Origin of the sequence: Streptomyces sp. NPDC059454 (assembly GCF_042749965.1) — a bacterium.
Lineage (GTDB): Bacteria > Actinomycetota > Actinomycetes > Streptomycetales > Streptomycetaceae > Streptomyces.
This window is the reverse complement of the sequence record NZ_JBHYVC010000026.1, coordinates 24,928-37,397: the sequence shown is the minus strand read 5'-3', so window position 1 is coordinate 37,397 and position 12,470 is coordinate 24,928. Positions and strand designations below refer to the sequence as shown.

General features: G+C 73.2%; 12 protein-coding genes and 2 pseudogenes. 8 read left to right on the top strand and 6 right to left on the bottom strand.

Annotated features, from left to right (window positions below; translation table 11 throughout):
- The first annotated feature begins 338 nt into the window (after positions 1–338).
- Positions 339–1,979, top strand: a complete 1,641-nt coding sequence (locus ACFXAE_RS19460) for an alkaline phosphatase D family protein (protein ID WP_384716014.1) — start codon at positions 339–341, stop codon at positions 1,977–1,979.
- Here the strand turns inward: ACFXAE_RS19460 and ACFXAE_RS19455 are convergent.
- Positions 1,966–2,985 (bottom strand): Gfo/Idh/MocA family protein, encoded by a 1,020-nt coding sequence (locus ACFXAE_RS19455; protein WP_384716011.1) that lies wholly within the window; start codon positions 2,983–2,985, stop codon positions 1,966–1,968. The two genes, ACFXAE_RS19460 and ACFXAE_RS19455, sit on opposite strands and share 14 nt — an antisense overlap.
- Positions 2,986–3,125: 140 nt before the next feature.
- Here ACFXAE_RS19455 and ACFXAE_RS19450 point away from each other — a divergent pair, with 140 nt between their 5' ends.
- The 3 genes from ACFXAE_RS19450 (at position 3,126) to ACFXAE_RS19440 (ending at position 6,934) form a co-directional block, all read left to right on the top strand.
- Positions 3,126–4,463: a multidrug effflux MFS transporter gene (locus tag ACFXAE_RS19450; RefSeq protein ID WP_384716008.1), complete on the top strand. Its 1,338-nt coding sequence runs from the start codon at positions 3,126–3,128 to the stop codon at positions 4,461–4,463.
- Positions 4,415–5,593, top strand: coding sequence for a serine hydrolase domain-containing protein (locus tag ACFXAE_RS19445; protein WP_384716005.1), 1,179 nt, complete (start codon positions 4,415–4,417; stop codon positions 5,591–5,593). Before ACFXAE_RS19450 ends, ACFXAE_RS19445 begins: the two co-directional genes overlap by 49 nt.
- A 342-nt stretch (positions 5,594–5,935) precedes the next feature.
- Positions 5,936–6,934 carry a small ribosomal subunit Rsm22 family protein gene (locus ACFXAE_RS19440; protein ID WP_384716002.1) on the top strand — a complete coding sequence of 333 codons (999 nt, stop codon included), beginning with the start codon at positions 5,936–5,938 and terminating at the stop codon, positions 6,932–6,934.
- On the opposite strand, the gene ACFXAE_RS19435 is transcribed toward ACFXAE_RS19440, so the two are convergent.
- Positions 6,874–7,131 carry a DUF6243 family protein gene (locus tag ACFXAE_RS19435; RefSeq protein ID WP_384716000.1) on the bottom strand — a complete coding sequence of 86 codons (258 nt, stop codon included), beginning with the start codon at positions 7,129–7,131 and terminating at the stop codon, positions 6,874–6,876. The genes ACFXAE_RS19440 and ACFXAE_RS19435 overlap by 61 nt on opposite strands.
- Before the next feature lie 99 nt (positions 7,132–7,230).
- Between ACFXAE_RS19435 and ACFXAE_RS19430 the strand changes: the two genes are divergently transcribed.
- A complete protein-coding gene (locus tag ACFXAE_RS19430; RefSeq protein WP_384715997.1) occupies positions 7,231–7,848 on the top strand; it encodes a TetR/AcrR family transcriptional regulator in 618 nt (205 codons plus the stop codon).
- Between the two features lie 22 nt (positions 7,849–7,870).
- On the opposite strand, the gene ACFXAE_RS19425 is transcribed toward ACFXAE_RS19430, so the two are convergent.
- Positions 7,871–8,740, bottom strand: coding sequence for a glycerophosphodiester phosphodiesterase (locus tag ACFXAE_RS19425; protein WP_384715995.1), 870 nt, complete (start codon positions 8,738–8,740; stop codon positions 7,871–7,873).
- A 214-nt stretch (positions 8,741–8,954) separates the two neighbouring features.
- On the opposite strand from ACFXAE_RS19425, the gene ACFXAE_RS19420 reads away from it, so the two are divergent.
- The gene (locus tag ACFXAE_RS19420) at positions 8,955–9,692 is read left to right on the top strand and encodes a bifunctional DNA primase/polymerase (RefSeq protein WP_384715992.1); all 738 of its coding nucleotides are present in this window, start codon (positions 8,955–8,957) and stop codon (positions 9,690–9,692) included.
- Between the two features lie 19 nt (positions 9,693–9,711).
- Here the strand turns inward: ACFXAE_RS19420 and ACFXAE_RS19415 are convergent, their stop codons facing one another.
- The 3 genes and pseudogenes from ACFXAE_RS19415 to ACFXAE_RS19405 form a co-directional block, all read right to left on the bottom strand.
- The gene (locus tag ACFXAE_RS19415) at positions 9,712–10,698 is read right to left on the bottom strand and encodes a hypothetical protein (protein WP_384715989.1); all 987 of its coding nucleotides are present in this window, start codon (positions 10,696–10,698) and stop codon (positions 9,712–9,714) included.
- A pseudogene (locus tag ACFXAE_RS19410) lies at positions 10,664–10,807 on the bottom strand (iron transporter); the annotation flags it as partial. The gene ACFXAE_RS19415 and the pseudogene ACFXAE_RS19410, both read right to left, overlap by 35 nt.
- Positions 10,808–10,838: 31 nt before the next feature.
- Positions 10,839–10,964: pseudogene (locus tag ACFXAE_RS19405) on the bottom strand (hemin ABC transporter ATP-binding protein); the annotation flags it as partial.
- 199 nt (positions 10,965–11,163) lie between these two features.
- Between ACFXAE_RS19405 and ACFXAE_RS19400 the strand changes: the two are divergent.
- The gene (locus ACFXAE_RS19400; RefSeq protein ID WP_384715986.1) at positions 11,164–11,484 is read left to right on the top strand and encodes a hypothetical protein; all 321 of its coding nucleotides are present in this window, start codon (positions 11,164–11,166) and stop codon (positions 11,482–11,484) included.
- A 237-nt stretch (positions 11,485–11,721) separates the two neighbouring features.
- Positions 11,722–12,366 carry a PhzF family phenazine biosynthesis protein gene (locus tag ACFXAE_RS19395; RefSeq protein WP_384715983.1) on the top strand — a complete coding sequence of 215 codons (645 nt, stop codon included), beginning with the start codon at positions 11,722–11,724 and terminating at the stop codon, positions 12,364–12,366.
- The last annotated feature ends 104 nt before the right edge of the window (positions 12,367–12,470 follow it).

The following is a 12,470-nucleotide window of genomic DNA, read 5'->3' as shown; positions in this document are numbered from 1 at the left end:
ATTCCGTTTGTGGAGAATCCGATCACCTGAAGTCCTCGGCCCCCGACCCGCGTACGGCATCGTCGTCGCCGGTGCGGTCGTGAACCGCGTGTTCGCCCCACGGCGGTTCCGCCACAGCTCCACCGCCACCGCGCGCCCGGTGCCGGAGCCCGCCCCGGTGACCACGGCGATCCTCGTCCGTCCGTCCGTTCGCCCGGCGTTCACGGGCTCGCGGCGTACGGGAGGGTCCGTCATGCGGACCTCATGCGACCGTCATCCGAATGCTGTGTACGCGTCAATGCGTGGTCGTCCCCGGTCACTCCAATTCCTCCCGCACCCATACGCCAGGGGAGGAACGGATGACATCCGAGGCCCGTCAGTCACAGCACGCCCCCGAACTCCGCGCGGCCGCCCGCCACATCGGCCGCCGCCGGTTCCTGACCGCCACCGGAGCCGCCGCCGCGCTCGCCTTCGCGGTGAACGTGCCCGGAGCGGGCACCGCGGCCGCCGCCGAACTCGACGCCGCACGGCTCACCGACGACCCGTTCACGCTCGGAGTCGCCTCCGGTGACCCGCTGCCCGACTCGGCCCTGCTGTGGACGCGCCTGGCCCCCGCCCCGTACCAGGCCGACGGCGGACTGCCCGCGCGACGTGTCACCGTCGGCTGGGAACTCGCCCTCGACGAACGGTTCCGCCGCGTCGTCAGACGGGGCGAGACCACCGCCCACCCCGAGTTCCACCACACCGTGCACGTCGAGGCCGGCCACCTCGCCCCCGGCCACGTCTACTACTACCGCTTCCGGGCTGGCCGCTTCGTCAGCCCGGTCGGCCGCACCCGCACCGCGCCCGCGACCCGCAGCCGGGCCGGCGGCCTCACCTTCGGCGTGGTCTCGTGCCAGCGCTACGACCAGGGTTACTACACCGCGTACCGCCACCTCGCCGAGGAGGACGTGGACGTCGTCTTCCACCTCGGCGACTACCTCTACGAGTACGCCGTCAACGCCGTCGCGGGCTCGCGCGCCTACCCCGCCGGCACCCTGCCCGCGCTCTTCAACCGCGAGACCGTGACCCTGGAGGACTACCGCCTGCGGTACGCCCTCTACAAGTCGGACCCCGACCTGCGGGCCGCGCACGCCGCGCACCCCTTCGTCGTCACCTGGGACGACCACGAGACCGAGAACAACTACGCCGGTGACATCCCGGAGAACAGCGTCCCGCCGGAGGAGTTCCTGCTGCGCCGGGCGGCCGCCTACCGGGCCTACTGGGAGAACATGCCGCTGCGGCGCCCGCAGTTGCCCGAGGGGCCGGACCTGAAGCTCCACCGCCGCCTGCACTGGGGCCGGCTGGCCCAGTTCGACGTGCTCGACACCCGCCAGTACCGCTCCAACCAGGCGTACGGCGACGGCTGGCAGTACCCGGGCCCGGAGTCCGAGGACCCGTCGCGCACCCTGACCGGCGACGCCCAGGAGCGCTGGCTGATCGACGGCTGGCACCGGTCGGACGCGGTGTGGAACGTACTGCCCCAACAGGTCACGTTCTCCCAGCGGTTCAACTCGACCACGGCGCCCTCCAAGGTCTCCATGGACTCCTGGGACGGTTACCCGGCCTCCCGCGAGCGGGTGCTGGCCGGCGCGCAGGCCGCCGGTGTCGAGAACCTCATGGTCCTCACCGGCGACGTGCACGTGCACTACGGCTTCGACATCAAGCGCGACTTCTCCGACCCGGGCTCCCGGACCGTGGGCACGGAGATCGTCACGAGCTCCGTCACCAGCGGCGGCAACGGCTCGGAGAAGCCGTCCAACTGGGACACCTACATGGCCGCCAACCCGCACATGAGGTTCTACAACGGGCTCCGCGGTTACACGACGGTGTCGCTCGGCCGTGAGCTGGCGCGCGCCGACTTCAAGACGGTGCCCCACGTGACCACGCAGGGCGCGCCGCTCACGACCGCCGCCTCCTTCGTGACGGAGGTGGGGGAGCAGGGGCTCAAGCCGGCGTGATCCCGGCCCTCTCCTCTCCCGGGTAGCGGACGCCGACGCGGTCCCGGATCGCGTCGAGCGTCCGCATCACGGCGAGGGTGCCGTCGAGCGGGACCAGCGGGGACTCGGTCTCGCCGGCCCGCAGGGCCCGCATCACCTCGACGGCCTCGTGCTTGAGGCTGTCGCGGGGGCCGTCGGCCGGGTCGGCCGTGAACTCCTCGGCGTCACGGCCGTCCCGGTGCAGTACGAACCGCTCCGGGAAGAAGAAGCCGTGCGGAATGTCGATGCGGCCCTCGGAACCGGTGATCGAGGCGTAGGTCGCCGTACCGCCCACGATGGAGCAGTGCACCGAAGCGAGAGCACCGCTCTCCCACGAGAGCAGTGCCCCCGTCTGGAGATCGACGCCCTCCTCCGAGAGCATCGCCCGCGCCGTGACGTCCGACGGCTCCCCGAGCAGCAGCTGTGCGAACGACACCGGGTACACGCCCAGGTCCAGCAGGGCGCCCCCGCCCAGAGCCGGATCCCGCAGCCGGTGCGACGCCGGGAACGGACCCGAGAGGCCGAAGTCCGCCTGCACGTGGCGCACCTCGCCGATCGCGCCGTCGTCGACCAGCGCCTTCAGCCGCCGCACCATCGGATGGCAGTACGTCCACATGGCCTCCATCAGGAAGCGTCCGCCGCCCCGCGCCAGCGCGACCAGCTCCTCGGCCTCCCGCGCGTTCAGCGTGAACGGCTTCTCGCACAGCACGTTCCGCCCGGACTCCAGCATCAGCCCGGCCGCCGTGCGGTGCGCCGTGTGCGGAGTGGCGACGTAGACGACGTCGACCTCCTCGTCGAGCGCCAGGGACTCCCAGTCGCCGTACGCCCGCGGTATCCCGAACCGCTCGGCGAACGCCTTCGCCGGCTCCGTCGACCGTGACGCCACCGCCACGACCTCCGCGTCGGGCACGTCCGCCAGGTCCGCGGTGAACCTCGCGGCGATCCCCCCGGTCGCCAGGATGCCCCAGCGCACCTTCTGCTCCGTCATGTGTCCCACCCTGTTCGTGTCGTTCGTCACATCGTGAAGGGATGTAGGTGGAAGCGCTCCCATGACATCGCCGTTGACGTCGAGCACTCCGTACGAGCTGAGAGCATAGGGAGCCGATGGGACGGAAAGGGAGGGGCCACATGCCCGAGGTGGGGGCGTCCATACCGAACTCGACAGCGGACCCGATACCGGACGGGGCGCCGGACACGGCCGCCCCGGCCCCGGCGGCGCCCGGGGCGGCGTCCCGCCGGGCCGCCGCCCGCCGCACCAGCCTGCTGGTCACGTTGATCCTCGGCGGCCTGACCGCCACGCCACCCCTGGCGATGGACATGTACCTCCCCGCCCTGCCGGCGGTCACCGAGTCCCTGCACGCGCCCGCCGCCACCGTCCAGCTCACCCTCACCGCCTGTCTGGCCGGCATGGCCCTCGGGCAGCTGGTGGTCGGCCCGATGAGCGACCGGTGGGGCCGCCGCCGACCGCTGCTCATCGGCCTCGCGGTCTACGTCGTCGCCACCGCGCTGTGCGCCTTCGCGTCGACCGTCGAACTCCTCGTCGCCTTCCGGCTGGCGCAGGGCCTCGCGGGCGCGGCCGGCATCGTCATCGCGCGGGCGGTCGCCCGTGACCTGTACGACGGCGTGGCCATGGCCCGCTTCTTCTCGACCCTCATGCTGATCTCCGGGGTCGCGCCGATCGTGGCGCCGCTCATCGGCGGGCAGATCCTGCGGGTGACGGACTGGCGGGGCGTGTTCGTCGTCCTCACCGTCGTCGGGGTACTGCTGACGGCCGTCGTCTGGGCGAAGCTGCCGGAGACGCTGGCCCCCGCCGACCGGCACGACGGAGGCGTCGGCGAGGCGCTCGGCTCGATGCGCCGGCTGCTCGGCGACCGCGTGTTCACCGGCTACATGCTCACCGGCGGCTTCGCCTTCGCCTCCCTCTTCGCCTACGTCGCCGCCTCCCCGTTCGTCGTCCAGGAGATCTACGGCGCCTCCCCGCAGACGTTCAGCCTGCTGTTCGGACTCAACTCGATCGGGCTGGTGATCATGGGGCAGATCAACGGCAAGATGCTGGTCGGCCGGGTCCGGCTGGACAAGGTGACCGGTCTCGGACTGGCCGTGGTGGCCGTCGCGGCGGTCGCGCTGCTGCTGATGTCGCTGGGCACGTTCGGCGAGGCCGGACTGGTGCCCGTGGCCGCCGCGCTGTTCGTGCTGATGTCCGCGATGGGTATCACCCTGCCCAACACGCAGACGCTCGCCCTGATGCGCACCAGGCACGCCGCCGGCTCCGCGTCGGCGCTGCTCGGCACGACGTCCTTCCTCATCGGCGCGATCGCCTCCCCGCTGGTCGGGATCGCAGGGGAGGACACCGCCGTCCCGATGGCCGTCGTCCAACTGGTCGCCGCCCTCGTGGCGCTGGCCTGCTTCCTGGGAATGTGCCGTCCGTGGAACGGATCGGCCGGTGCGAAGGGCGGGGGCATCTGAGCGCGCCCAGACTGCGCCACGGCACACCGGAACGGGCCGGGCTCGACGCACGGGAATTACGTCACCTGGTCCGGGAGGTCCACGCCCGTACCAGCGGCGAGCGGCCCTGGGCGGCGGGCGCGGTCGTGGTCGTCGGGCGCGGCCCGGTGCTCGCCGTGCAGGAGGCGGCCGGCTGGGCCGTGCGCTACGCGGCGTACGACGAGGAGACGGACACCCCGGTCGAACTGCCGCCGGCCGAACGCGTCCCGATGACCGTGGACACCCCCTTCGACCTGGCGTCCCTGACCAAACTGTTCACCTCGGTGGCCGTGGTGCAGCAGATCGAACGGCGCACGCTGGGCATCGACGCGCGCGTGGGCGCCTGCCTGCCGGACTTCACGGCGGCGGCGCGGCACGGAATCACCATCCGCCAACTGCTCACCCACACCTCCGGGCTGCGCCCCGAGCTCCCGCTGTACGACTGCGCCGACGACGCGGAACGCCTGGCGCTGCTGCGTGCGGAGCGGCCCGTCGGGGTGCCCGGCACGTACTGCTACTCCGATCTCAACATGCTGCTGCTCCAGCACGTCCTGGAGCGCATCACCGGCCGCACGCTCGACGTCCTCGTGCGTGACGGCATCACCCGGCCGCTCGGCATGGCCGCGACCGGTTTCGGGCCGTGCCCGGACGCGGCGGCCACGGAGGACCAGCGGCGGCCGTGGGCCAAGGCGGACCGGGGGATGCTGCGGGGCGAGGTGCACGACGAGAACGCGTGGGCGCTGGGCGGGGTGGCGGGCCACGCCGGGCTGTTCTCCACGGGGCGGGACCTGGCGGTCTTCTGCCGGGCCCTGCTGGCGGGCGGCTCGTACGGCCCCGCCCGCATCCTCGGCGCCGACTTCGTGGACCTGCTGCTCACCCCGCCGGGGCTGGGCTTCGCCGTGGACCAGCCGTGGCTCATGGGCGGACTCGCAGGCCGCGGAGCCGCGGGTCACGCCGGTTTCACGGGCACGTCCCTGGTCCTGGACCGGGCCACGGACACGTACGTGATCCTCCTGGCCAACACGGTTCATCCGCGCCGCTCCTCGACGCCGGACAACACGCTCAGAGCGGGGGTGGCTACACGGGTGGCTCGTGCGGTGAGGGGGATGTGAGCGGCGCACTCGGTGGTGAGCGGTGCACTCGGTGGTGAGCGGTGCACTCGGTGGTGAGCGGTGCACTCGGCGGTGAGCGGTGCACTCGGCGGTGGGCGGCGTACTCGGTAGTGAGCGGTGCACTCGGCGGTGGGCGGCGTACTCGGTAGTGAGCGGCGTACTCGGCGGTGGGCGGCGTACTCGGTAGTGAGCGGTGCACTCGGCGGTGGGCGGCGTTATCGCTGGTGGGTGATGTTCTCAATGGTGAGCCGTGTCATCGTCGGCGCGCGGCGCTCTCGAACGTGAGCGATGCTCTCTGTGGTGGGCGGCGCCCTGCCCCGCTCGTCCCCGTAGAATCGTCTGGTGAACGCCCCCGCCTCCCTGCCCACCGCCGAGACCCTCCGCTCCGCCCTCGCCGGGCTGCTCGACGGGCTTCCGGCGCGGCAGGCCGCGCAGGCCGTCGAGCGGCTGATCGCCACCTACCGGGGTGCCACCCCGACCGAGGCGCCGATCCTGCGGGACCGGGCCGACGTGGCCGCGTACGCGGCCTACCGGATGCCCGCGACGTTCGAGGCGGTGCACTCCGCGCTGGAGGCGTTCGCGGACGCGGTGCCCGGATGGGCGCCCGGCGACCACGTGGACGTCGGCGGCGGTACCGGCGCGGCCGCCTGGGCGGTGAGCGCGACCTGGGACGGGCGGCGCCCCGTGACCGTCCTCGACTGGGCCGAGCCCGCCCTCGCCCTCGGCCGGGAACTCGCCGCCGCCAACCCCGCCCTGCGTGACGCCCGCTGGCACCGCTCTCGCATCGGAACGGCGCTCACCATCGAGAGCACTGATCTCGTCACCGTCTCCTACGTCCTCAACGAGCTCACCGCCCCCGACCGCGCCGCCCTCGTCGACGCCACCGCCCGGGCCGCGCGGTCCGTCGTGATCGTCGAACCCGGCACCCCCGACGGCTACGCCCGCGTCATCGAGGCCCGCGACCGCCTGATCTCCGCCGGCTTCCACGTCGCCGCCCCCTGCCCGCACAGCGCCGCCTGCCCCATCGTCCCCGGCACGGACTGGTGCCACTTCTCCGCGCGGGTCAGCCGTTCCTCCCTGCACCGCCAGATCAAGGGCGGCTCCCTCGCCTACGAGGACGAGAAGTTCAGTTACGTCGCCGCCACCCGTCTCCCGGTCGCTCCGGCCCCCGCCCGCGTCGTCCGCAAGCCGCAGATCCGCAAGGGCCAGGTCCTCCTCGACCTGTGCGAGAAGGACCCGGCCCTGCGCCGCACCACCGTGACCAGACGTCACGGCGATCTCTACCGGGCGGCCCGGGACGCCGACTGGGGCGACTCCTGGCCGCCGCGCGTCGACGCCTGACCGGGCGGCGTTCCCTTCCCCTCGTCCCCCTCCTGCCGCTTCTCCTGCAGCTTGCGCAGCAGTTCGCGCTTCTGCGCCTGCGGGTCGAGCCCGCCCCCGACGCGCCCACCGCGCCCGCCCCCGCGCAGGGCCTTGCGGCCCAGGTGCTGCCGGGTGCCGCCGACGCCCAGCATGTTTCCGGCTCCGCCTCGGGTCATGGCGATCTCCTCTCATCAGTACGAGACGTATCGTCTCGCGGTCGATGCTCACCACTGTCCGGCGAGACGCGCCGTCTTGTCAAGTGGTAAATTCACCGCATGGCCGCACACCAGTCCGCCCCCGACACCACCCGCCGCAGCGAGCGCTCCCGGCGGGCCATCTACGACGCCGCCCTCGCCCTGGTCGTCGAGGCCGGCTACCCCAGGACCACCATCGAGGGCATCGCCTCCCGCGCCGGCGTCGGCAAGCAGACGATCTACCGGTGGTGGCCGTCGAAGGCGGACGTACTCCTCGAGGCGTTCCTCGACATGGCCGAGCGGGCGGCAGCGGCGGCCGGCCAGGTCCCGTACGCCTTCCCGGACACCGGCGACCTCGCCGCCGACCTCAGGCTCGTCCTGCGCGCCACGGTCGACGAACTGCGGGACCCCTCCTTCGAGGCCCCCTCCCGTGCGCTGGCCGCCGAGGGCGTCGTCAACGAGGAGCTCGGCCGCAGACTCGTCGCCAAGCTGCTGGAACCCCAGCTCCAGCTGTACGTCGACCGCCTGCGCTCCGCCCGGGACGCCGGGGACGTCCGCCCCGACATCGACCCGCGCATCGCCCTGGAACTCTTCGTCTCCCCCCTCGCCCAGCGCTGGCTCCAGTACACGGGCCCGATCACCTACGACTACACCGACACCCTCGTCGACTACGCCCTCAACGGCCTCGCACCCCGCTGACCGGCACGGACGGCCGGCGGTCTCACCGCCCCGACGCCGCGCCCACCCTCCCCGGCACCCGCACCGGATGCCGGGCAAGGCGCCCCGGCGCGTCCGTGATGACGCCGTTGCAGCCCAGCGCCAGGGCGCGGTCGCGCTGGCCCGGGGTGACGACCGTGTGGGCCCACACCCGGGGGATGCCGGAGCGCACCGCGCGCCGCAGATCGGCGTCCCGCGCCTTGACGTCGACGTCGAGCAGGTCGACGTAGGAGCGCCAGCGTTCGGGGCGGTCGGTGCGCAGCTGACGGGCCGAGCGCCAGAGCTGGGTCGGCAGACCCAGGCGGTGGACGCGGCGGGCGACCTCGGGATCGTTGGTGTTCACGAACACCGAGCGGGTCAGCCCGCGGGCACGGATCAGCGCGGCCAGCCGCTCCACACCGCGCGGGTCCTTCGCCTCCAGCATCAACACGATCCGCCCGCCGAGCCGGTCCAGCACCTCGGCGACCGTCGGCGGCCGCTCCGAGCGCCAGCTCCCCGGCAGCCGGTCGCGCGGACGCAGCCGTACGCCCCGCCACTCCCCGGCGTCCAGACCGCGCACCTCGCCGCCCAGGAAGGTCGTGCGGTTCAGGGTCGCGTCATGGAAGACCACCGGCGTGCCGTCCCGCAGCACCCGCGTGTCGAAGTCCAGCACCTGCGCCGTACCGCGCCGGTACGCCGCCATCAGCCCCGACATGCTGTTCTCCGGCACCTCGCGGGCCCCGCCCCGATGGGCGACGTACGGGACGCGCGGCAGCGAGTCCACCGTCAGCGGCCCGGCCCCCCACTCCAGCGGGCCGCCGCCATGGCCCGTGAGCGTCAGCGAGACCACGGAAGCCGCGGCCGCCAGACCCGTCAACGCGACACTTGTGACCATGACGACCACGGTAGGTCCGCAGATCACCGCGGACCGCCCGACGGCGTCCGAACCGGTGCACGCGCCCTCGCCGCGCGTGTCCCCTTCGTCACCCCTCGTCCCGTCGGGTCGAACTCGTCCCACCTGTGCCGATTGTGCGCTCCGGCCCCCCGGCGCGCACGATCGTGGGACCATGGGGCATGCTGTGTGGCACGACGGCGAGGCGAGGGGATAGATGAGCGCGGAGTTCGACGGCCGGACCGGCCGGCAGGGCAGGCTCTCCCAGTGGCTGCGCGGACGCCGTCCGAAGCAGGCCGCCGACGAAGGCGGCCGTGAGGTCCTGCTGCTCGCCGCCGCCGAAGCGGGACTGCCGCTCGCGCCCGCCGCCCACCCCGCCGCCGGATACGGCTGCTCCTGCGACCGCGTGGGCTGTCCCACCCCCGCCCGGCACCCGGTGTCGTTCGCCTGGCAGACGCAGTCCACCACCGACCGCGCCCAGATCGAGCGCTGGGCCCGCCACCAGCCGCAGGCCAACTTCATCACCGCCACCGGCATGGTGCACGACGTCCTCGACGTCCCCCTGGACGCCGGCCGCGAGGCGCTCACCCGCCTCCTCGACGCCGGCATCGAGGTCGGTCCCGTCGCCGGGAGCGACGACGGCCGCATGCTGTTCTTCACCCTCACCCGCGGCACCCCCGAGGACGAGGACGAGTGGTGGCCGTGCGAGCTGGACTGCCACCCGGAGACCATGGACGAACACCCCGGCCTGCGCTGGCACTGCCGCGGCTCCTACGTCCTCGTACCGCCCGCCCGCCTCCCCGGCGGCGACGACCGGTCGGTGCACTGGGTACGCGGCCCCGAGCATCCGCTCCCGGACCCGCTGAGCCTGCTGGAGGTCCTCACCGACTCCTGCGCCCGCCACGTCGGCGAACAGTCCGACCACGCGGGCACGGCCTGGCCGCCGCGCCGCTGAGCCCGGTCCCGGAAGAGACCTACTCGCCCTGCGCCGACGTCAGCCCCTGGATCCGCCCCAGGACCTCCACCTCACCGTCGGCCGGATCCAGCGCCACCTCGTTGGAGACGAACTCCATCGTCAGCGACTGCCGTATCTCCCCGGTCGTCAGCGCCAGCACGTCCTTGTTCGGCGTCGGCACCGACGCCCCGGCCGCGGCGGTCTGCTTCTCGAAGTGGCGCGTGGTGAAGAACACCAGCGCCCCGCCGTCCTCGGTGCGCAGCGCCAGCGGCGCGTAGTCGCCGTTCGTCATCGGCTCGTCGATGTACTGCGTGGCCAGCCCCGGCCGCGACGACTTCCTCTCGCGCTGGGTCCGCCACCCGCTGGTGTGCGGGCCGTCCGAGAAGACGCCCTCGCCGTCCTTGAGGAACGACGTGTACCCCTTGCTCAGTTCGCCCGGTGGCACGGTCACGTCGGACGAGTTGGCGGGCACGGCCTCGGCCCAGCCGTCCTCGTCGGTCTTGAACTCCGGTATGTCGTCCGGGGCGACGAGTGTCAGATACGCCGCCTCCCAGGTCTCGTCCAGCCCGTCACGGGTGAACACCAGCAACCAGCGCGACTCGCCGCCCTTGTTGCCGGCCGCGTCGGCGAGGAACCAGCGCGGCCAGCCGGCCTTCTTCGGGATGGTGAACTTCGCGTCCGTCAGCTCCAGCGGCGTGTGCGAGGCGTTGCCCTCCGGGCTGTTGACCCGCCCGGCCTTCAGCCGCGCCTCGTCGATGTCGGCGAGGGCACCGGTGGTGTGGTCGGCGTCCAGGGAACTGTCGTACGCCTTGTCGGCCTTGTTGTACGAGGCCGTGAACTCCTCGAGCGCCTTGGCGGCTTCGGCGCGGGTGGTGGCCGGGAGCACCTCGCGCTCACCGTGCACCACCACACAGCCGCTCGCCGTGACCGACAGGGCGAGCACGAGCACGCACATGTCGATCCTGCGGTACCCGCGGAGCCTTCGAAGGCCGAGATCCCTGCTCATCCGGTTCCTTCACCTTCCCCTTCCCGGAGGCGAACCCTACCGGGGCGAGGAACGGCGCGGGCCTCGGGACCGGGTACAGCGGCCACACCGTGACCTGGAAGCGGAGGGGGCAGGACGGCCCGGCGCGGCGTGAGAGCGGGCGCGGACCAGTCGGACGCGGGGCGCCCGTGGATCCGTACGATGCCGGTGGTGGACGGGAGACCGGCGGCGAGGGCGCCCGACAGGGTGGACCCTCCCGCGCCGTCGGGGCCGACGAGGGCGAGCACCTCGCCGGGCCCGGGAGCGGCCGGCGGAACGGGACGAGCACGCGGACGGATCACGCCCGGCCGCCCTTCGGCCGGCGCGTGCCCGAAGCACTTCGACGTGCTCTTCGGACTCCGGGCCGGGGAGCACGCCGGGCAACCGACTCCGACGCTCCGGCGTCCCACTGCACGACGGACGACTGCCGATCATCCAGGAGAGCACGTGACGAAGAAGGACCGGACGACGGAAGCGGCGGGGGAGAAGGACCGCGAGAAGTGGATGGCGCGTTTCCAGGTACGGCTGGCCGTGCAGCCGGGCGTGGACCGGGCAGTCGTGCTCCAGGCGGTCAAGGAGGTCACGGCGCACTGCGCGGAGACGGGAGAGCACCCGCGGACCGCCTTCGGCGACCCGGACGCCCACGCCGTGCAGGTCGCCGCGCGGCTGGTGCCGGCGGACCGGGCGGCGCGTGCGAGGCGGCGCGACGCCGTGGGGGACAGGATCACCTCCGTGCTCAAGCGGGTCGGGGACGTCGCCGGTCCGTGACCGGTCGAGGCGACTTCCGTCATGACCCGGCGCACGGGTTCCGGCACGGCTTCCCTTCGCCCGAGCGCCGGAGCCGGTGACGCCGATCATGCCGGACGAGCGTCGGCGGGCTGCCACGGAACGCCGGTACGGCGGCCTCCCCGCCCCATGACGACGCCCCGCCCCCCGGCCGGCCCCCGCCGGGCGGCGCCGTGACCTGGGACGGCCACGCCGCCCGCACGATGCTTGAATGCCCCCGTGACTGACTACGACGTCCTGCGCGTCTTCTGTGGCCCCCACGGCGGGTACGGCAATGAACTCGGTGTCGTGCGCGAGGGTTCGGTGATGCCCGAGCGGGAGGACCGGCAGGCGTTCGCCGAGAAGCTCGGGTTCAGTGAGACCGTGTTCGTCGACGATCCCGAGCGCGGGGTGATCGACATCTACACCCCCACCCTGCGTCTGCCCTTCGCCGGCCACCCCTGCGTCGGCGCGGGCTGGCTGCTCGACGTGCCCGAACTGGTCGTCCCCGCCGGGGTGGTGGGCGCCCGGCAGGACGGGGAGTTCTGCTGGATCGAGGCACGGGCGGAGTGGGTGCCGCCGCGCACCCTGCGCCAGTACGCCACCGCCGCCGAGGTCGACGACCTGCCCGTGCCGCCGAAGGGGGAGTGGATCTACGCCTGGGCCTGGCTGGACGAGTCGGCCGGCCGCGTCCGCGCCCGCGCCTTCCCCGGCCGCGACGACGGCATCGAGGAGGACGAGGCGACGGGCGCCGCCGCCCTGCTGCTCACGGAACGGCTGGGCCGTGCCCTGAACATCACCCAGGGCACGGGCTCCCAGATCCTCACCGCCCCCCAGCCGGAGGGCTGGACGGAGATCGGCGGCCGGGTCCACCTGGAACGCTGACGGCCGCCGCGCGACGCACGTCCGACGGGCGTCCCACCCGAAGGGGACCACCGGTCCGGCGGGGTTCTCGTCGTCCCGGACAGGTGCGTGGGCCCCGCTGTCCG

Bases quoted from the DNA above. Each gene is read 5' to 3' on its own strand.
- ACFXAE_RS19425 (WP_384715995.1), bottom strand. From the start codon at position 8,740: ATGGTCACAAGTGTCGCGTTGACGGGTCTGGCGGCCGCGGCTTCCGTG.
- ACFXAE_RS19460 (WP_384716014.1), top strand. From the start codon at position 339: ATGACATCCGAGGCCCGTCAGTCACAGCACGCCCCCGAACTCCGCGCG.
- ACFXAE_RS19430 (WP_384715997.1), top strand. From the start codon at position 7,231: ATGGCCGCACACCAGTCCGCCCCCGACACCACCCGCCGCAGCGAGCGC.
- ACFXAE_RS19415 (WP_384715989.1), bottom strand. From the start codon at position 10,698: ATGAGCAGGGATCTCGGCCTTCGAAGGCTCCGCGGGTACCGCAGGATC.
- ACFXAE_RS19455 (WP_384716011.1), bottom strand. From the start codon at position 2,985: ATGACGGAGCAGAAGGTGCGCTGGGGCATCCTGGCGACCGGGGGGATC.
- ACFXAE_RS19435 (WP_384716000.1), bottom strand. From the start codon at position 7,131: ATGACCCGAGGCGGAGCCGGAAACATGCTGGGCGTCGGCGGCACCCGG.
- ACFXAE_RS19450 (WP_384716008.1), top strand. From the start codon at position 3,126: ATGCCCGAGGTGGGGGCGTCCATACCGAACTCGACAGCGGACCCGATA.
- ACFXAE_RS19420 (WP_384715992.1), top strand. From the start codon at position 8,955: ATGAGCGCGGAGTTCGACGGCCGGACCGGCCGGCAGGGCAGGCTCTCC.